Below are 18471 nucleotides of genomic sequence, written 5' to 3'. Positions count from 1 at the left end.
TATGGCTTATAAAATTTTAGTGGTAGATGATGATCTTGCTATTCTTCGCCTAATAAAAAAGGTACTAGAGTATGAAAAGTATGAAGTAGTCATACGAAATAACATAGAAGAGATTGATCTTTGTGATTTTACAGAATTTGACTTGATTTTGTTAGATATTATGATGCCTGTTAGTGGTTTAGAAATCTGTCAGATGATTCGCGATCAGATAACTGTTCCTATCTGTTTTATAACTGCTAAGGATATGGCTGAAGATTTGGTAGCTGGAATCAATGCAGGCGCCGATGATTATATTATGAAACCTTTTAGTATGCAGGAGCTTTTAGCACGTGTTAAAATGCACCTACGTCGTGAAGAACGGACTAAAGGAACTGTTCATCAGATAAAAAGCGGGAAGCTTGTACTATATACTGATAGTAAGGAACTATTTATAAAGAATGATAAGATTGCCTTGACAAGAAGGGAATTTGATATTGTCAGCCTTCTAGCAAGTCACCCAAATAAAATATACTCAATTGAGGAAATTTATAATTATCTATATCCACAAAGTTCAGAAGCTCTTTTACGTTCGGTTTCAGAGTATATTTATCAAATTCGTCAAAAGCTGAAACCTTATCAATTAAATCCGATTAAAACCTTGTACGGTGGAGGTTATCAATGGGTAGAATCAAAAGTTTTAGACAATTAATTCGAGAAACCTGTTGGAGAATTATTTGGCAGTTTAGTCTTGGCTTATTAATGGCCTATCTTATTCCCTTAGCTTCTGTATCCATACAAATAATGGAGGATGGAAAACCTCTTAAAAATAATGATGTTCAATCAATTTTTTTCAATGTGTCATCATGGGTATATATTTGTGTTTTATTGATTGTTCTAATAAGTTATCACATTGGAAAATTGTTGAAAAAACTGAGTTATGAAATGAATTTGATTTATGAAAAGAGTATGTGGCTAGAAAGCGAATGTACAGAAAGATTAACAGTTAAGGAATTTCGTGAGACTGGAAATCGAATTATTGTGATGCAAGATCGTATTCGACAGCTATTAGATGATGAGAAGCAACAGAAAGAAGATTTGATGTTTCAGGTTTCAGCAGTGTCTCATGATTTGAAGACACCTTTAACTATCATCAAAGGGAATGCAGAATTTTTGCACACGTCCACTAAAGATGAGCAGTCTAAAGAATGTTTAGCAGATATAGTTCATGCTAGTCAACGCTTGCTTGATTATTTTAATCAGTTGATTCATTATTCTAAAACTTACTATGATGATGAGACAGGTTGGACGGAGTATTCTTCTTCAGATTTTATCAATGAATTAGAGAAAGAAGTCTCTTTTTTGATAAAAAATCAGATGAAGTTTTCTTTTGAACAAAATTTGAAAGGAACTGAAAGCTATTATATAAATCCATCTCTTCTGATTCGTGCAATACAAAATATTTTAACAAATGCTTTGGAGTACGCAGATAAACAGAATCCTAAAATTAAAATTAGAGTAGAGCAAGAGGGAAAAGAATTAAAAATAGGTATATGGAATAATGGCTCTGAATTTCCAGAAGAAGTTTTAAATAATTATGGGAAGCTCTTTTATCGTATGGATAAAGCTAGATCGTTTAAAGAGCAACATTATGGTATTGGACTTAGTTTTGTATGTAGAGTTGCAAAACTGCATAAAGGCCAAGTCGAACTGAGGAATAGAGACGAGGGAGCAGAAGTTTTAATGACTCTCAATTGTATTAAATCAAAGTGATTTACTTACTAATTTGTTGTTATAGGATTTAAATAAATTAAGATGTGAAAGTAGATAATAAAAACGAATGAATGATACCTAGTTCATGAAAACTATTTGTCATTCATTCGTTTTTTAATTATTGGATAATACACGTAGCTTTATCTAGAATGTTGTTTGCCAGAATTGCGTTTTTTGTTTTTCTTCTTGTTAGAAGTTGCGATAGCTGAGACTGGTTCAGGTGTGACATCTTTACGAGTAGCTGAAGTTTTACTTGCTTTTGGTGGATTCTTGGCATATTCTTCACGTACTTTTTTACGAAGTTTTGGACGAACGATGTAGTTGATGATAAATTGTTGAAGAATCATCATGAAACCACCGACAACCCAGTAAAGTGTAACGCTGGCTGGTGAGAAGACAGAGAACACGACAATCATGAGAGGGCTCATATAGAGCATCTTCTTGATTTGTTCTCTTTGAGTTTCATCCTCAACTCCATGTAAAGAAAGGAGTGATTGAAGATAGTAAAGGATACCAGCAAAGGCAACCAAAATCATACTAGGTGAGCCTAGAGGAATTCCTAGGTAGCTTGCTTGGGCAACTCCTTCAGTATGTTGGGCAGCAAAGTAGATAGCAGAGAAGAAAGGCATTTGAATGAGAATAGGGAAACATCCCACGCCGCCAAACATGCTGATGCCGTGCTCTTTTTGAGCAGCAAAGAGAGCTTGTTGAGCTTCTAATTTTTCTTCTTGAGTCGTTGCTTCTTTCAGACGAGTCTGATGTGGTTCAAGAACATGCTTGAGAGCATTCATCTTCTCAGAGTGAAGCGTTGCTTTCCATGATTGGTAGATACCAAGTGGGAGGATAATCAAGCGGACGATAATGGTTACAATGATGATTCCAACACCGAAACCGAGGCCTTGGTCATTAGCGAAGTATTTGATAGCTTCTCCCATCGGAGCACCCAAGAAATCCCAAACGGGACCAATTGGCTTACCTGTTGCTTTATCAACCTGGACACAACCTGTCAAGACTAATAGCATAGCCACTCCCATGACTGAGAGAGCGATTCGTTTAATTGATTTCACTGTTTTTATTCCTTCTTTAAAAATTATACCTTTCTATTCTACTGTTTTTTTGGAAAATATACAATAGTTCTAGAGACCTAATTTGCGACTTTGAAGTCTGAATAAGATGGAAAGTTACTCATTTGCACATCTAGGTAGGTTACTTTAGAGAATGGGGTAGGGCCTTTTCGAATCTCTTGGATAAACTTGGCCATGATGGCAGAAGACTCAGCCTGAGCTAGAATTTCAACTGTTCCATCGTCGTTATTCCAGACACGACCCGTAATGCCACCTAGTTCTAGAGCTAGGGTATAGACACCCCAGCGGAAGCCCACTCCTTGGACGCGACCTTGGGCGATCATTTTAACCTTTTGCATACCAAACCTCCTTGATTGTGTTATAATATTTCTATGACTATTATAACCTCTAAAGCCAATTCTGTGGTGAAAAATGCCAAAAAATTACATCAAAAAAAATATCGGAAAACCTCTTACTTGATTGAGGGTTGGCACTTGTTTGAAGAAGCTGTTCAAGCTGGTGCAAAGATTGAAAAAATTTTTGCTCTGGTAGAGTATGGAGATAAACTGGTAGACTATCCTCAAACTGTTTTTGTAACCGAAGAAATTCTGCTTGATTTAGCAGATTCCCAAACGCCTCAGGGCATTGTTGCCATTGTTCAAAAGGAAGAGGACCAGTTGCCAGATTTGAGCCAAGGGAAGTATCTCTTTTTAGAAGATGTGCAGGATCCTGGAAATGTAGGGACCATGATTCGGACAGCAGATGCGGCAGGTTTTTCAGGAGTCATTGTTTCAAGCAAATCAGCAGATATTTATAGTTTGAAGGCTCTCCGCTCCATGCAAGGCAGTCATTTCCATTTGCCGATTTATCGCATGCCTGTTGAAACATTTGTAGAAGAGGCTAAAAAGGGCAATTTACCAATTTTGGCAACTACTTTGTCCCAAAAATCTAAAGATTATCGTGAGCTTGCTCAGCTAGAAGATTTCGCCTTAGTCATGGGGAATGAAGGTCAAGGCATTAGTCCATTCATGACAGACCAGGCAGACCAACTGGTTCATATCAGCATGAAAGGGCAAGCGGAAAGTCTCAACGTTGCCATTGCTGCAGGCATACTCATGTTTTATTTGAGTTAAAATAGTTTATTTTTGTTATAATCAGTAAAAAGATTTCATAAGGAGAAAAAGATATGAATCAAACAATTATTCAAGAACGTTCTGGCTTGAATCAATTTTATGCAAAAGTCTATACTTTTGTAGGGATTGGGATCGCCTTATCTGCACTTGTTTCAGCCTTAATGTTAACAACCTTCCAAGACCTTCTTGTTCAGTTGATGTTTAACGCCCGCATATGGCTAATCGTAACAGGAGTAGTTGAAGTTGCTCTTGTCATTGCAGCCAGTAATATGGCTTATAAAAATAGCCCAGCAGCTCTTCCGATGTTTCTCATCTATTCAGTAGTGAACGGTTTTTCACTGAGTTTCATCGTGTCGCTCTATCTACCAGGAACGGTTCTAACGGCCTTTATTTCCAGCGCAGCTCTCTTCTTTGTCATGGCTATTATTGGAGTTGTGATTAAAAAGGACTTGAGTGGTATCGGACGTGCTTTGATTGGAGCCTTGGTAGGTCTCATCTTGGCTATGATTGTTAATGTATTCTTAAACAGTGGTCTCTTCGATTACATTATCAGTATTGTCATGGTTCTTGTTTTTGCAGGTTTGATTGCCTGGGATAACCAAAAGATTCGCTATGTTTATGAAGAATCAAATGGTCAAGTCGCTACAGGTTGGGCAATTTCATTGGCACTTAGCCTCTACCTCGACTTTATCAACCTCTTCCTCAGCTTCTTGCGTATCTTTGGAAGTGACGATTAATACTTTTAGAGCTCAAATGAGCTCTTTTTTAAATTTTTACTTTTATTTTTACTGGCAAAAGGGTATAATCATCTTATTATTCAAAAGGAGAGATGTATGAAGAAAAGTTTTATCCATCAACAGGAAGAAATTTCCTTTGTAAAAAATACCTTTACCCAGTATTTGAAAGATAAATTAGAAGTTGTAGAAGTGCAAGGACCAATCTTGAGTAAGGTTGGGGATGGGATGCAGGATAACCTTTCAGGGATTGAACATCCAGTTTCTGTTAAGGTTTTGCAAATCCCAGATGAAACCTATGAAGTGGTGCATTCCCTTGCTAAGTGGAAACGCCATACCTTGGCTCGTTTTGGTTTTGGCGAGGGTGAAGGCCTCTTTGTTCACATGAAGGCCCTTCGTCCAGACGAAGATTCGCTAGATGCGACTCACTCTGTCTATGTTGACCAGTGGGACTGGGAAAAGGTCATTCCTAATGGGCAACGCAATCTAGCCTATCTCAAAGAAACAGTCGAAAAGATTTATAAGGCTATTCGTTTGACAGAGTTAGCAGTAGAAGCACGCTATGATATTGAGTCAATTTTGCCTAAGCAAATTACCTTTATCCATACAGAAGAGTTGGTAGAACGCTACCCAGACTTGACACCAAAAGAACGTGAAAATGCTATCTGTAAAGAGTTCGGTGCGGTCTTCCTAATTGGTATCGGTGGAGAATTGTCAGATGGAAAACCTCATGACGGACGTGCACCAGACTATGATGACTGGACAACTGAGTCTGAAAATGGCTATCATGGCTTGAATGGGGACATCCTTGTTTGGAATGATAATTTGGGTGCAGCCTTTGAATTGTCTTCAATGGGCATTCGTGTCGATGAAGACACTCTCCGTCGTCAAGTAGCTATCACAGGAGACGAAGACCGTTTAACCTTAGAATGGCATAAGGCTCTTCTAAATGGACTCTTCCCATTGACAATCGGTGGAGGAATTGGCCAATCTCGTATGGCTATGTTCCTGCTTCGTAAGAAGCACATCGGTGAAGTCCAAACCAGTGTTTGGCCGCAAGAAGTGAGAGATACTTACGAAAATATTCTTTAATCAATCGAGCCGTAAGGTTCGATTTTCTTTTTTTGATAAGAATTTGGTATAATAGACGTTATGAAAATCGTATCAGGAATCTACGGTGGGCGTCCTTTAAAGACGCTGGACGGTAAAACGACAAGGCCAACATCAGACAAGGTTAGGGGCGCTATTTTCAATATGATTGGCCCTTACTTTGAAGGCGGGCGTGTGCTAGATCTCTATGCTGGTAGCGGGGGGTTATCCATTGAAGCAGTTTCAAGAGGGATGTCTAGCGCTGTCCTAGTTGAGAAGGATCGCCGAGCCCAGAATATAGTCGCAGAAAATATTCGGATGACCAAGGAAACCTCTAAATTTCAATTATTGAAAATGGAATCCAGTCGCGCATTGGAGCAAGTGGATGGTGTCTTTGATCTTGTTTTTTTGGACCCTCCCTATGCAAAAGAACAAATCGTGTCCGATATTGAAAAAATGGCAGAGAGAAATCTTTTTTCAGAAGATGTCATGGTGGTTTGTGAGACCGATAAATCAGTAGAACTTCCAGAAGAAATTGCTTGTTTGGGTATCTGGAAGGAAAAAATATATGGGATTAGTAAGGTGACGGTTTATGTCAGATAAGATTGGGCTATTTACAGGTTCCTTTGATCCGATGACCAATGGACATTTGGATCTTATTGAGCGTGCAAGTAAGCTCTTTGATCAATTGTATGTGGGAATTTTTTATAATCCTCATAAAACAGGATTTTTAGCGATAGAGAGCCGAAAGACAACTGTTGAAAAAGCAGTAGCACATCTCAAAAATGTCCAAGTCATAGCTTCTCACGATGAATTAGTCGTTGATGTTGCTAGAAAATTAGGCGCAGAGGTCTTGGTGCGTGGCTTGCGTAATGCAACAGATCTTCAGTATGAAGCCAGTTTTGATTTTTACAACCATCAACTAGCGGGAGAAATGGAGACAATCTACCTCCACAGTCGCCCAGAGCATGTTTACATCAGCTCTTCGGCTGTGAGAGAACTATTGAAATTTGGTCAAGATATCAGTGGGTATGTACCAAATGTTGTCCTAGAGGAGTTAAACAATGAAGAAAAAAACTAGATGGCCCTTATATCTCATTATTGGGCTCATTATCACTTTTATCGCTTTTACGGTGCCCCTGCCTTATTATATCGAGGTGCCAGGAACTTCTGAAGATATTCGAAAGGTTTTACAAGTTAATAACCAACCTGACCAAGAGGAAGGTTCCTACCAATTTGTGACGGTTGGAGTTAAGCACGCTAGACTGGTTGACTTAGTCTATGCCTGGCTAACTCCTTTCACGGACATACATAGCGCCAAAGAAATGACTGGTGGTTCGTCAGATGCGGAATTTATGCGAATCAACCAGTTTTATATGGAAACTTCGCAAAACATGGCCAAATATCAAGGTCTAAAGACGGCTGGTAAGGAAATTGAGCTCAAATATCTGGGTGTCTATGTTTTGACTGTGACAGATAACTCGACTTTCAAGGGGGTTCTCAATATTGCTGACACGGTAACAGCTGTCAATGATAAGACTTTTGAGAGTTCCAAGGAGATGGTTGACTACGTTAATTCTCAAACTCTAGGTGATCAGGTTAAGGTTACTTATGAGGAGGATGGAAAAGTTAAGACTGCCGAAGGAAAGATCATTACTCTGGAAAATGGGAAGAATGGTATCGGAATCGGCTTGATTGACCGCACAGAAGTATCAAGTGATGTGCCAATCAAGTTTTCAACTGCAGGCATTGGTGGTCCTAGTGCTGGGCTGATGTTTAGTCTATCTATCTATACGCAAATTGCAGATCCAACTCTTCGAAATGGACGGATTATTGCCGGTACAGGAAGTATCGATAGAGATGGGAATGTTGGTGATATTGGTGGAATTGACAAAAAAGTTGTTGCCGCATCTAAAAAGGGAACTACTGTATTCTTCGCTCCTAATAATCCCGTTTCTGATGAAGCTAAAAAGGCAAATCCAAACGCCAAAAGTAACTATGATACGGCTGTAGAAGCGGCTGAAATGATTAAAACCGACATGAAAATCGTTCCAGTCAAAACGCTTCAAGATGCGATTGACTATTTAAAAAACAATCCCTAAACAGTAGGCGAATCCCTAAACTAGCGTAGAAAAAAAGAAGATGGTATAATAGGCAAATGATTCAATTGTTTTTTACCCTTAGTAGTCATATGTTTTTTGTCTACCTAATCTTTCAGCTCTTGAAAGATTTGGTCAGATGGGATCAAATTTTGAAGGTGACAAAGGATAATGCGAAGAAGGTTCGACTCTTGGTAGTATTGTGTAGTATCGGTTTAGGATATCTGATTAGTTCCTTTTTTCTGAACCTCTACCAACTTTGGCAAGAAGCAGTTAGAACACTATTCTAAAATTGTAAGTGAAGGAAAATACTCTATGGAAAAAATTGTAGTTCAAGGTGGCGATAATCGTTTGGTTGGAAGTGTTACCATCGAGGGCGCAAAAAATGCAGTTTTGCCACTGCTTGCAGCAACTATTTTAGCAAGTGAAGGAAAAACAGTCTTAAAAAATGTTCCTATTTTATCGGATGTTTTTACCATGAATCAGGTGGTTCGTGGATTAAATGCGAAAGTAGACTTTGATCAAGAAGCACATATTGTTGAAGTTGATGCAACCGGTGATATCACAGAAGAAGCTCCCTATAAGTATGTCAGCAAGATGCGTGCTTCTATTGTAGTATTGGGGCCAATCTTGGCTCGTGTAGGACATGCTAAAGTTTCGATGCCAGGTGGTTGTACTATCGGTAGTCGCCCTATCGACCTTCACCTAAAGGGACTCGAAGCGATGGGGGCTGAGATTACTCAGACGGCAGGATATATCGAAGCTAAGGCAGAACGCTTGCACGGTGCACATATCTACATGGACTTCCCAAGTGTAGGTGCTACTCAAAACTTGATGATGGCAGCAACTCTTGCTAACGGTGTGACTGTCATTGAAAATGCTGCGCGTGAACCTGAGATTGTCGACTTGGCTGTTCTCCTAAATAAAATGGGTGCCAAGGTCAAAGGTGCAGGAACAGAAACTGTGACGATTACTGGTGTTGAGCAACTACACGGTGCAACCCACAATGTTGTGCAAGACCGTATCGAAGCAGGAACCTTCATGGTAGCAGCTGCCATTACAGGTGGAGATGTCTTGATTCAAGATGCCATTTGGGAACACAATCGTCCCTTGATTGCTAAATTACAGGAAATGGGTGTTGAAGTCATTGATGAGGACGAAGGAATTCGTATTCGTTCTCAACGTGAAAAATTAAAGGCTGTCCACGTTAAGACACTTCCACATCCAGGATTTCCGACAGACATGCAAGCGCAGTTCACTGCTCTAATGACCGTTGCTCAAGGTGAGTCAACCATGGTAGAGACAGTCTTTGAGAATCGTTTCCAACATTTAGAGGAAATGCGTCGTATGGGTTTGCACTCTGAAATCATCCGTGATACAGCCCGTATCGTCGGAGGACAGCCTCTCCAAGGTGCAGAAGTTCTATCTACAGACTTACGTGCCAGTGCAGCCTTGATTTTGACAGGCTTGGTAGCTGAAGGCGAAACAGTTGTAGGAAAGCTTGTCCATTTAGATAGAGGTTACTACCGTTTTCATGAAAAATTAGCCCAGTTAGGAGCTAAGATTGAACGGGTAAGTGTGGAAGCTGATGAAGATGAATAAACGATCCAAATATGTCTTACGTCGCTTTATCCTAGTAATTGTAGTATTACTACTAGGATTCTTAGCTCTTGCTATTGGTTTGATGATTGGCTATGGTATTCTAGGAAAAGGTCAAGATCCTTGGGCTATTTTAGCACCAGCAAAATGGCAAGAACTCATCGCAAAATTTACAGGAAAATAGACTGGGAGACCAGTCTTTTTCTAGGAAGTGAATGTAATACTCAATGAAAATCAAAGAGCAAACTAGGAAGCTAGCCGCAGGCTGCTCAAAACACAGTTTTGAGGTTGTGGATAGAACTGACGAAGTCAGTAACACATATACGGCAAGGTGAAGCTGACGTGGTTTGAATTTGATTTTCGAAGAGTACAAGGAGAAAATATGAATAAAAAAACAAGGCAGGCCCTAATTGGCCTCTTGCTCTTTTTGCTCTTGTCAGCAGGAAGCTACTATATTAAACAAATGCAGTCTTCCAATACTGCACCACAAACACAAGTAAAACAAAAATCACAGTCGTCTGATACTCCAAGTCAAGAACTGGCTGAAAGTGTCCTAACAGATTCGGTTAAAAAACAAATTAAGGGTACTCTAGAGTGGAATGGCGCAGGAGCCTTTATCGTCAATAACAATAAAACCAATCTGGATGCTAAGGTTTCAAGCAAACCCTATGCGGATAACAAGACAAAAACTGTAGGAGGAGAGACAGTTCCCACAGTAGCGAATGCGATCATGTCAAAGGCAACAAGGCAGTACAAGGACCGTGAAGAAACTGGCAATGGTTCAACATCTTGGACGCCTGCGGGTTGGCATCAGGTTAAGAATCTAAAAGGAAGCTATAACCATGCGGTCGATAGAGGACACTTGTTAGGCTATGCCTTGATAGGTGGCTTAGATGACTTCGATGCTTCTACCAGCAATCCTAAAAATATTGCCGTACAGACAGCTTGGGCCAACCAAGCGCGTGCAGAAGATTCCACAGGCCAAAACTACTATGAAAGTCTGGTTCGAAAAGCCCTAGATCAAAACAAACGAGTGCGTTACCGTGTGACGTTGCTCTATGCGTCTGAGGAAGACTTGGTGCCATCCGCATCGCAGATTGAAGCTAAGTCCTCTGACGGAGAATTGGAGTTTAATGTCGTTATTCCAAATGTCCAAAAGGGAATTCAGTTAGATTACCGAACAGGTGAGGTCACAGTCACAAAAGCTAACTAATTGTTCAAGAGGTTGAGAGGAAATCCCAACCTCATTTTTTATTACTCATGAACTGTTGACACGATTGCTTGTATTTTCCTCTTTTCAGATTTTAAAGAGCATTTTTGAAGATTTACAAGGCTTGAACTAGGGTGTCAGGACTTGGATTGCAGCTCTCTATTCAGCGACTCTTTATCATAGAAATTGAAAATTAATGTGTAGAAATTGGAAAATATGGTATAATAGTTTCAATTATACTTTTTAGGAGAAGGAAAATGGAAGACCCGAGCAGTCAGGATTTGTTACTGCAATTTGTTTTATTAGTTGTTTTGACCTTTTTAAATGCCTTTTTCTCTGCAACAGAAATGGCCATGGTTTCACTTAGTCGTTCACGTGTTGAGCAAAAAGCTGAGGAGGGAGATAAACGCTATATCCGTTTACTAAAGGTACTTGAAAACCCGAATCACTTTTTATCAACCATTCAAGTTGGTATCACCTTAATTACAATCTTGTCAGGGGCTAAACTAGCAGATTCACTTGGAGAGTTGATTGCCTCTTGGATGGGAAATAGCGAAACTGCCTATGCGGTAGCTAGCTTCTTATCATTAGCTTTCTTGACCTATATTTCTATTGTTTTTGGTGAGCTTTATCCTAAGCGAATTGCTCTAAATCTTAAGGATGCCTTGGCTATCAGAACAGTACCGTTTATTATTGCTCTGGGTAAGATTGTGAGTCCCTTCGTTTGGATGCTCTCAGCATCAACTAATCTCTTGAGTCAATTGACACCGATGACATTTGACGATGCAGATGAAAAAATGACTCGTGATGAGATTGAGTACATGTTGTCTAAGAGTGAAGAAACCTTGGATGCTGATGAAATTGAAATGTTACAAGGGATTTTCTCGCTAGACGAGCTCATGGCACGTGAAGTCATGGTTCCTCGAACCGATGCTTTCATGGTAGATATTCAAGATGATACTCAGACGATTATCGAAAGCATCTTAAAACAAAACTTTTCTCGTATTCCTGTCTATGATGATGACAAGGATAACGTGATTGGTTTGATTCATACCAAGAGTCTGCTAAAAGCAGGCTTTACCGATGGTTTTGACAATATCGTATTGAGAAAGATTTTGCAGGAACCGCTCTTTGTACCTGAAACTATTTTTGTGGATGATTTATTAAAAGAGTTGAGAAATTCACAAAGACAAATGGCTATTCTTCTCGATGAATATGGGGGAATGGCTGGTCTAGTTACGCTAGAGGATCTCCTTGAGGAGATTGTCGGTGAGATTGATGATGAAACTGACCGAGCTGAAGTCTATGTTCATACAATTGGCGAAGATACCTATATCGTTCAAGGAACAATGAATTTAAATGACTTCAATGACTACTTTGATGTTGAACTTGAAAGTGATGATGTAGATACGATCGCTGGTTACTATTTGACTGGCGTGGGAACTATTCCAACATCAGAAAAACTTAGCTATGAGTTAGAAAGTAGCAATAAGCATATCACCCTAACCAATGATAAGGTCAAAAATGGACGTGTAACCAAGCTTAAGGTTCAAATCCAAGAACTCGAATCAGAAGAAGAAACAGAATAAAACAAAAGCTTTATCAGAGTAGAACTGATAAAGCTTTTCTACTAGTAAAAAAGAAAAGACTCCTATAGGAGCCTTTGATAATATAGAGGCGGTAGACGGCTGGTACTACCTGAAAGCAGATGATAGTATGACAGACAAGACGGAGTTTACGATTGAGCTTGATGCTTGATTACGACCAAATAAAATGTGATATAATAGTTGTGGAATAACGGAGGAAATGATGGATCATGAAAAAATTGGTCAGGTTACTAATGAAGTAAAAGAGATTTTTAATATTGTTCTTGAAGCGAGCGACATCAAGGTTAACAAAGAAGGGTTGAGAAGTCATATGCTGAAACGACATCATAATGATGTGATTCAGTATATTGAAGACTTGGAACTCATACTAAGTAATCCAGATTTCGTTGGGATCAATCCACGAGAGAAAGGCGCTAGTTTTGAATATGTAAAAAGATTTGATGATAATGTACTTGTTGCTATCAAGTTACATAAAAGTGGCGATTTCTTTTACGTCCCGACCATGTATCGTATACAAGATTACAAGTTACAAAGTCGTATTAAGTCTGGTAGATTGAGAAAAATTGACAAAAAAAGTAGATAGTGCTAGAATAAAATTAACGAAAGACATTTGAGGGCAGAAAGGTTCCTGCCGCACCTTGAAAAAGGTATCTGAGATGCTGGGTACACCGACCAGCCAAGTGTCCGTTATTTCAAAAGAGGAGCTGTAATGCTCCTTTTTTATTCGAGAATTTTAAAATAGGTTACACCAAATGCAGGCTCAGGCTTGAGTTTTTTTTGAAATAATAAAAGCAGTGACCGAAATCACTGCTTGTCAGATAAGGCAAAATCATAAAGTTTTTCTGCTGTGAGAAGGGCCATTTTGTCCATGCTTGTTTTTCCTTTTCTGAGATCAGAAACAGTAGTCCACGGCACTCCAGCGCCTTGCGAAATAGCAGATGTAGACATCGAACTGTCTAATAATTGTTGAATAACTTTTCTCATATTATTTGTCCTCTTTATTTTTGAGATAAATGTATACATTGATTGCAATTATAAAAATAGTTATTGCACTAACCATTGCTTTCCCTCTTTTCGTTTGAAAAATAGAGGTGTAAGGGGCTTTCGCCCCTACCTCTTAGCGTTTACCTTTTCTTTTGCGGGAGTTTGGTTTACGCTTTTAGTTTTGCCTTGTGACCGTTATCGCGGTCATTAGACTTGCGATAGCAGTTCCTGATTCAGGGATATTGTCTATCGCTAAGCCAATCTTCTTTGCTCACTTTCCTCGTTTCCTTTGCTTGATTACATCATGTCACGGGGAAGCGAGAAAATCAAAGGTTTTGGTGAAGTTTTTTAGAAAATATTTGCCCCAAACTCTCCCCAAAAGTTTTTTTAAGTTATCCTTATTTATACGAAGAAAAAAATAAAAAAGCCCATAAAATCGAGGCTTTTGTCTGGATAAATTCCGATAAAATCGGTATCATAAGGCGGTAGACGGATTTGAACCGACGATCAAGCTTTTGCAGAGCCGTGCCTTACCACTTGGCTATACCGCCTTAACTTTTATTATTATACCTTTTAAATTAAATCTCGTCAATAGTTTCTTTTCTGAAAATGTAAGTTTTCCTGTTTACAAAAGGCATGCGACAAAATATTCTGAAAATTCGTTTACTTTTGAAAGGGAGTGTGGTATAATTAACAGTATCTCATTAATTTTAATAGAGGAGTTAACTAAACATGAAAAAAAGTCGGATTTTTGCGGTAGCAGGGGTTGCCCTACTCGCAACAGGCGTTCTCGCAGCTTGTGGTTCTTCAAAATCATCAAATGCTGAAGCACCAAAAGCCTATGGCTATACTTATACTGCTGACCCAGAAACATTGGACTATCTTATCTCTGGTAAACAAAGTACTAAAGTTGCCACTTCAAACGGTATCGACGGGCTCTTTACAAGTGATAAGTATGGTAACCTTACTCCTGCAGTCGCAGAAGACTGGTCAGTGTCTCAAGATGGTTTAACATACACTTACAAAATTCGTAAAGGTGTAAAATGGTTAACATCTGATGGTGAAGAATATGCAGAAGTAACTGCAAATGACTTTGTTACAGGTTTGAAACACGCAGCCGACAATAAATCAGCCGCTCTTTACCTAGCACAAAATTCTGTTAAAGGATTGGCTGACTATGTATCAGGGAACAATACAGACTTCTCTGCTGTAGGTGTAAAAGCTGTTGATGATTACACTCTTCAATACACGTTGAACCAACCAGAACCATACTGGAACTCTAAATTGTCTTACGGAATTTTCTGGCCTTTGAACGCAGAGTTTGAAAAATCAAAAGGTAAAGACTTTGGTAAGGCGACAGATCCAACATCGTTGCTTTACAATGGTCCGTTCTTGCTTAAGGGATTGACAGCTAAGTCTTCTATCGAATTTGCAAAGAATGATCAGTATTGGGATAAAGACAATGTTCACATCGATACTGTAACACTTTCTTACTATGATGGTTCAGACCAAGAGTCACTTGAGCGTAACTTTACAAATGGTGCATACAGTTATGCCCGTCTCTTCCCTACTAGCTCAAACTATTCTAAGGTAGCAGAAACATATAAAGATAATATCTACTATAACCCACAGGGAGCAGGTATTGCTGGTTTAGGTGTTAACATTGACCGTCAAAGTTATAAATATACATCAAAAACAACTGACGAGGAAAAGACTTCTACTAAGAAAGCTCTTCTTAACAAAGACTTCCGTCAAGCTTTGAACTTTGCTTTTGACCGTACTGCTTATTCAGCTCAGCTAAATGGTAAGGATGGAGCAGCACTTGCTGTCCGTAATCTATTTGTAAAACCTGAATTTGTTTCAGCAAATGGAAAATCATTTGGTGATTTAGTTACTGAGAAGGTTGTTTCTTATGGTGATGAATGGAAAGACGTAAACTTTGCTGATGCTCAAGATGGTCTTTACAATGCTGATAAAGCTAAAGCAGAACTAGCTAAAGCTAAAAAAGACCTTGAAGCAGATGGTGTAAAATTCCCAATCCACTTGGATATTCCAGTTGACCAAACAGCTAAAAACTATATCGCTCGTATCCAATCATTTAAACAATCTGTTGAGACCGCTTTGGGTACAGATAATGTAGTTATCGATATCCAACAAATCACTACGGATGAATTACACAATATCACATACTACGCTGCTAGTGCGGCAGCAGAGGATTGGGATATTTCAGGTGCAGTTGGATGGAATCCAGACTATGATGATCCATCAACTTACCTTGATATCTTGAAAACAACTAATAGTGAAACAACTAAGACCTACATGGGCTATGACAATCCATCAAACCCAGCGGTTGCTCAAGTTGGTTTGAAAGAATATGATAAATTAGTTGACGAAGCTGGAAATGAAACAACCGATCTTAACAAACGTTATGAGAAATATGCAGCAGCACAAGCTTGGTTAACAGACAGCTCACTCTTCCTTCCAGCTATGTCTTCTTCAGGAGCAGCACCAATCATTTCTCGCGTAGTACCATTCTCAGCATCATATACTCAATCAGGTGATAAAGGTTCAGATGTTTACTTCAAATATCTTCAATTGCAAGCAAACACTGTAACAACCAAAGAGTACAAAGAAGCTCGTGAAAAATGGCTCAAAGAAAAAGCTGAATCAAACGAAAAAGCTCAAAAAGAGTTAGCGAGTCATGTGAAATAAATAATGCTCATCAGAACTTTCTCTCCTAAAGGAGAAGGTTCTTTTGGGATTTTAAAGGAAATAATATGAAAAAATATGTTTTTATGCGTATCTTGCGGTCGTTGGTTTCTATTTTCTTAGTAACGACCTTGATTTACACAATCATCTATACGATGGTTCCACGGAAGTTGATCTTCAAACAAGATACTAACTACAATAAAATTGCAACAACGGCTGATAAACGTGATAACTATGAAAATACCGTTTTTGAGCGTATGGGTTATATCGAATATTACGATACGAAAGAGTTGCAGGAAAAAGCTAGTAGCATTGACTCTTCTGTTACAGTAGATGCAAATGATACAAATAAAGCAATCTATGAAAAATATATCCAACAACTTGGGAATGGTTGGACTCTAGGTGAGTTTACAGAGAGTGGACAATTCTACGCTACACGTGAAATTCCTATTTTTGAGCGTGTGTTCAAATTCTATGCAAACTTGCTTGATATTGACCATACAAACAAGATCCAAGACCCTGAGAATCCTAACTTAGAGCGTTATTTGCGCTTTGAGAATGACCCTGCTATCGGTTGGTCTCTTGTGGGTTCAGGTACTAAACACAAATACCTCTTGTACTTCAATAGTCAGTTCCCATTTGTTCACCAAAACTTTGTCAACTTGAACCTAGGAGATTCTTACCCAACATACGCTAACACTCCTGTACTTCAGGTTATTACACAAGGACAAGGACAAACAAAGACTTCTGAAGTCCAATTCCCAACTGGTAAGAAAACATCATCAGTCAATATCTACTCAAGAACTTATAAATCTCCGAGTCAAGCTGATGCTCGTGAAGTAGCGAACTACGGTAAAGATGATCCATATACTGCTACTGAGAGCAACTATCAGTACCCATCTATGATTGCAAGTTCTGCTATCACTGGTTTGATTGGTCTTTCGATTTCATACGCGATTGCGATTCCTCTTGGTTCAGCAATGGCTCGTTTCAAAAACACTTGGATTGATAGTTTCGCTACAGGGACTCTAACTTTCTTGTTGGCTCTTCCAACGATTGCCCTAGTCTATATTATTCGTTTGATTGGTTCTTCAATTGGCTTCCCAGATTCATTCCCAATCTTGGGTGCTGGTGATTGGCGTTCTTATGTCCTTCCTGCTGTGATTTTGGGCTTGTTAGGAGCACCTACTATGGCAATTTGGATTCGCCGTTATATGATTGACTTGCAATCACAAGATTTCGTTCGTTTTGCTCGTGCAAAAGGTTTGTCTGAGAAAGAGATTTCTGATAAGCATATCTTTAAAAATGCTATGGTACCACTTGTTTCTGGTATTCCAGGTGCTATCATTGGTGTTATTGGTGGAGCAACTCTTACTGAAACAGTCTTCGCCTTCCCAGGTATGGGTAAAATGTTGATCGACTCTGTAAAGGCTTCAAACAATAATATGGTAGTTGGTCTCGTCTTTATCTTCACTTGTGTCTCAATCTTCTCAAACCTTATTGGTGATATTTGGATGACGATTATTGACCCACGTATTAAATTGACAGAGAAAGGAGGCAAATAATGTCTACAATTAGTAATGAAAAATTTCAGTTTGTAAAACGTGATGATTATGCCTCTGAAGCAATTGATGCTCCTGCCTACTCATACTGGGGTTCTGTCTTTAGACAGTTTTTGAAGAAGAAATCAACAGTAATCATGCTAGGTATCTTGATTGCAATTGTTTTGATGAGTTTCATTTACCCAATGTTTTCTGATTTTGACTTTAATGATGTAAGTAAGGTAAACGATTTTAGCGCTCGTTACATTAAGCCAAATGCTGAATATTGGTTTGGAACAGACAGTAATGGTAAATCTCTCTTTGATGGTGTCTGGTTTGGGGCTCGTAACTCTATCTTGATTTCGGTTATTGCTACCTTTGTTAACCTTTTTATCGGTGTTGTCATTGGTGGACTTTGGGGGATCTCAAAATCAGTTGACCGTATCATGATGGAAGTCTACAACGTTATCAACAATATTCCATCACTTTTGATCGTTATTGTTTTGACTTACTCTATCGGGGCAGGTTTCTGGAACTTGATCTTTGCCATGAGTGTAACCACTTGGATTGGTGTTGCCCATTCAATTCGTATCCAAATGTTACGTTACCGTGATTTAGAGTACAACCTTGCTTCACGTACCTTGGGAACACCAAGTTATAAGATTATTGTGAAAAACATTATGCCCCAATTGGTATCTGTTATTGTTACGAGTACGTCGCAAATGCTTCCAGCCTTTATCTCATATGAGGCTTTCCTATCATTCTTTGGACTTGGCTTGCCCATCACAGTACCAAGTTTGGGACGTTTGATTTCAGATTATTCTCAGAACGTAACAACCAATGCATATCTCTTCTGGATTCCATTGACAACTTTGGTCTTGGTATCCTTGTCCCTTTTCGTAGTAGGTCAAAACCTAGCGGATGCTAGTGATCCACGTACACATAGATAGGAG

General features: G+C 39.0%; 20 protein-coding genes and 1 tRNA gene. 17 read left to right on the top strand and 4 right to left on the bottom strand.

The features are described from left to right. The first annotated feature begins 1 nt into the window (after position 1). A complete protein-coding gene (locus tag ADH81_RS08650; RefSeq protein ID WP_049528276.1) occupies positions 2-688 on the top strand; it encodes a response regulator transcription factor in 687 nt (228 codons plus the stop codon). Next, positions 658-1749, top strand: a complete 1092-nt coding sequence (locus tag ADH81_RS08645; RefSeq protein ID WP_049528273.1) for a sensor histidine kinase — start codon at positions 658-660, stop codon at positions 1747-1749. The genes ADH81_RS08650 and ADH81_RS08645 overlap by 31 nt, the downstream gene beginning before the upstream one ends. Before the next feature lie 140 nt (positions 1750-1889). Here ADH81_RS08645 and yidC read toward each other — a convergent pair whose 3' ends face one another. Both yidC and ADH81_RS08635 read right to left on the bottom strand, forming a co-directional pair. Further along, positions 1890-2816, bottom strand: a complete 927-nt coding sequence (gene yidC, locus ADH81_RS08640; protein ID WP_049528270.1) for a membrane protein insertase YidC — start codon at positions 2814-2816, stop codon at positions 1890-1892. 77 nt (positions 2817-2893) lie between these two features. Continuing rightward, positions 2894-3172: an acylphosphatase gene (locus tag ADH81_RS08635; RefSeq protein ID WP_049502928.1), complete on the bottom strand. Its 279-nt coding sequence runs from the start codon at positions 3170-3172 to the stop codon at positions 2894-2896. Between the two features lie 33 nt (positions 3173-3205). On the opposite strand from ADH81_RS08635, the gene ADH81_RS08630 reads away from it, so the two are divergent. The 12 genes from ADH81_RS08630 (at position 3206) to ADH81_RS08570 (ending at position 12867) form a co-directional block, all read left to right on the top strand. After that, positions 3206-3946 carry a TrmH family RNA methyltransferase gene (locus ADH81_RS08630; protein WP_049528267.1) on the top strand — a complete coding sequence of 247 codons (741 nt, stop codon included), beginning with the start codon at positions 3206-3208 and terminating at the stop codon, positions 3944-3946. A gap of 53 nt (positions 3947-3999) precedes the next feature. After that, positions 4000-4683, top strand: a complete 684-nt coding sequence (locus ADH81_RS08625) for a Bax inhibitor-1/YccA family protein (RefSeq protein WP_049528265.1) — start codon at positions 4000-4002, stop codon at positions 4681-4683. A 96-nt stretch (positions 4684-4779) separates the two neighbouring features. Next, entirely contained in the window at positions 4780-5772 is a 993-nt protein-coding gene (asnA, locus tag ADH81_RS08620; RefSeq protein ID WP_000747986.1) for an aspartate--ammonia ligase, read from the top strand. A gap of 60 nt (positions 5773-5832) precedes the next feature. Further along, positions 5833-6372, top strand: coding sequence for a 16S rRNA (guanine(966)-N(2))-methyltransferase RsmD (gene rsmD / locus ADH81_RS08615; RefSeq protein ID WP_049502925.1), 540 nt, complete (start codon positions 5833-5835; stop codon positions 6370-6372). Further along, positions 6362-6850, top strand: a complete 489-nt coding sequence (gene coaD, locus ADH81_RS08610) for a pantetheine-phosphate adenylyltransferase (protein ID WP_049528258.1) — start codon at positions 6362-6364, stop codon at positions 6848-6850. Before rsmD ends, coaD begins: the two co-directional genes overlap by 11 nt. Then, positions 6834-7871, top strand: a complete 1038-nt coding sequence (locus ADH81_RS08605; RefSeq protein ID WP_049528256.1) for a SepM family pheromone-processing serine protease — start codon at positions 6834-6836, stop codon at positions 7869-7871. The genes coaD and ADH81_RS08605 overlap by 17 nt, the downstream gene beginning before the upstream one ends. 56 nt (positions 7872-7927) lie before the next feature. Beyond that, complete coding sequence (locus ADH81_RS08600; protein WP_049528253.1) at positions 7928-8158, top strand: DUF1146 family protein; 231 nt, start codon at positions 7928-7930, stop codon at positions 8156-8158. Between the two features lie 25 nt (positions 8159-8183). Continuing rightward, complete coding sequence (gene murA, locus ADH81_RS08595) at positions 8184-9470, top strand: UDP-N-acetylglucosamine 1-carboxyvinyltransferase (RefSeq protein WP_049528250.1); 1287 nt, start codon at positions 8184-8186, stop codon at positions 9468-9470. Next, complete coding sequence (locus tag ADH81_RS08590) at positions 9457-9651, top strand: DNA-directed RNA polymerase subunit beta (protein ID WP_080979309.1); 195 nt, start codon at positions 9457-9459, stop codon at positions 9649-9651. The genes murA and ADH81_RS08590 overlap by 14 nt, the downstream gene beginning before the upstream one ends. A 198-nt stretch (positions 9652-9849) precedes the next feature. Beyond that, positions 9850-10680 carry a DNA/RNA non-specific endonuclease gene (locus ADH81_RS08580; protein ID WP_049528243.1) on the top strand — a complete coding sequence of 277 codons (831 nt, stop codon included), beginning with the start codon at positions 9850-9852 and terminating at the stop codon, positions 10678-10680. 254 nt (positions 10681-10934) lie between these two features. Continuing rightward, positions 10935-12266: a hemolysin family protein gene (locus ADH81_RS08575; protein WP_000390006.1), complete on the top strand. Its 1332-nt coding sequence runs from the start codon at positions 10935-10937 to the stop codon at positions 12264-12266. A gap of 220 nt (positions 12267-12486) precedes the next feature. Beyond that, positions 12487-12867 (top strand): PBECR2 nuclease fold domain-containing protein, encoded by a 381-nt coding sequence (locus tag ADH81_RS08570; RefSeq protein ID WP_049528240.1) that lies wholly within the window; start codon positions 12487-12489, stop codon positions 12865-12867. Between the two features lie 221 nt (positions 12868-13088). Here the strand turns inward: ADH81_RS08570 and ADH81_RS08565 are convergent, their stop codons facing one another. Together ADH81_RS08565 and ADH81_RS08560 are read right to left on the bottom strand one after the other, a co-directional pair. Further along, a complete protein-coding gene (locus ADH81_RS08565) occupies positions 13089-13268 on the bottom strand; it encodes a hypothetical protein (RefSeq protein WP_049528237.1) in 180 nt (59 codons plus the stop codon). Positions 13269-13748: 480 nt separating this feature from the next. After that, positions 13749-13819: transfer RNA gene (locus tag ADH81_RS08560), tRNA-Cys, on the bottom strand. A gap of 181 nt (positions 13820-14000) precedes the next feature. Between ADH81_RS08560 and ADH81_RS08555 the strand changes: the two genes are divergently transcribed. From ADH81_RS08555 to oppC, 3 genes are all read left to right on the top strand, one after another. Continuing rightward, a complete protein-coding gene (locus tag ADH81_RS08555; RefSeq protein WP_049528234.1) occupies positions 14001-15980 on the top strand; it encodes a peptide ABC transporter substrate-binding protein in 1980 nt (659 codons plus the stop codon). A gap of 65 nt (positions 15981-16045) precedes the next feature. Next, positions 16046-17542: an ABC transporter permease gene (locus tag ADH81_RS08550; protein ID WP_049528232.1), complete on the top strand. Its 1497-nt coding sequence runs from the start codon at positions 16046-16048 to the stop codon at positions 17540-17542. After that, a complete protein-coding gene (oppC, locus tag ADH81_RS08545) occupies positions 17542-18468 on the top strand; it encodes an oligopeptide ABC transporter permease OppC (protein ID WP_049528229.1) in 927 nt (308 codons plus the stop codon). The genes ADH81_RS08550 and oppC overlap by 1 nt, the downstream gene beginning before the upstream one ends. Positions 18469-18471 lie beyond the last annotated feature (3 nt).

It is taken from the genome of Streptococcus pseudopneumoniae, from assembly GCF_001072925.1.
Lineage (GTDB): Bacteria > Bacillota > Bacilli > Lactobacillales > Streptococcaceae > Streptococcus > Streptococcus pseudopneumoniae_Q.
Note: the sequence above shows the minus strand (reverse complement) of the source record. Positions and strands in the feature narration are given on the sequence as shown.

Coding starts and splice junctions, on each gene's coding strand:
- ADH81_RS08570 (WP_049528240.1), top strand. CDS start 12,487: ATGGATCATGAAAAAATTGGTCAGGTTACTAATGAAGTAAAAGAGATT.
- ADH81_RS08590 (WP_080979309.1), top strand. CDS start 9,457: ATGAAGATGAATAAACGATCCAAATATGTCTTACGTCGCTTTATCCTA.
- ADH81_RS08575 (WP_000390006.1), top strand. CDS start 10,935: ATGGAAGACCCGAGCAGTCAGGATTTGTTACTGCAATTTGTTTTATTA.
- ADH81_RS08565 (WP_049528237.1), bottom strand. CDS start 13,268: ATGAGAAAAGTTATTCAACAATTATTAGACAGTTCGATGTCTACATCT.
- ADH81_RS08605 (WP_049528256.1), top strand. CDS start 6,834: ATGAAGAAAAAAACTAGATGGCCCTTATATCTCATTATTGGGCTCATT.
- ADH81_RS08635 (WP_049502928.1), bottom strand. CDS start 3,172: ATGCAAAAGGTTAAAATGATCGCCCAAGGTCGCGTCCAAGGAGTGGGC.
- ADH81_RS08600 (WP_049528253.1), top strand. CDS start 7,928: ATGATTCAATTGTTTTTTACCCTTAGTAGTCATATGTTTTTTGTCTAC.
- ADH81_RS08630 (WP_049528267.1), top strand. CDS start 3,206: ATGACTATTATAACCTCTAAAGCCAATTCTGTGGTGAAAAATGCCAAA.
- asnA (WP_000747986.1), top strand. CDS start 4,780: ATGAAGAAAAGTTTTATCCATCAACAGGAAGAAATTTCCTTTGTAAAA.
- ADH81_RS08625 (WP_049528265.1), top strand. CDS start 4,000: ATGAATCAAACAATTATTCAAGAACGTTCTGGCTTGAATCAATTTTAT.
- rsmD (WP_049502925.1), top strand. CDS start 5,833: ATGAAAATCGTATCAGGAATCTACGGTGGGCGTCCTTTAAAGACGCTG.
- ADH81_RS08580 (WP_049528243.1), top strand. CDS start 9,850: ATGAATAAAAAAACAAGGCAGGCCCTAATTGGCCTCTTGCTCTTTTTG.
- murA (WP_049528250.1), top strand. CDS start 8,184: ATGGAAAAAATTGTAGTTCAAGGTGGCGATAATCGTTTGGTTGGAAGT.
- ADH81_RS08555 (WP_049528234.1), top strand. CDS start 14,001: ATGAAAAAAAGTCGGATTTTTGCGGTAGCAGGGGTTGCCCTACTCGCA.
- oppC (WP_049528229.1), top strand. CDS start 17,542: ATGTCTACAATTAGTAATGAAAAATTTCAGTTTGTAAAACGTGATGAT.
- ADH81_RS08550 (WP_049528232.1), top strand. CDS start 16,046: ATGAAAAAATATGTTTTTATGCGTATCTTGCGGTCGTTGGTTTCTATT.
- ADH81_RS08645 (WP_049528273.1), top strand. CDS start 658: ATGGGTAGAATCAAAAGTTTTAGACAATTAATTCGAGAAACCTGTTGG.
- ADH81_RS08650 (WP_049528276.1), top strand. CDS start 2: ATGGCTTATAAAATTTTAGTGGTAGATGATGATCTTGCTATTCTTCGC.
- coaD (WP_049528258.1), top strand. CDS start 6,362: ATGTCAGATAAGATTGGGCTATTTACAGGTTCCTTTGATCCGATGACC.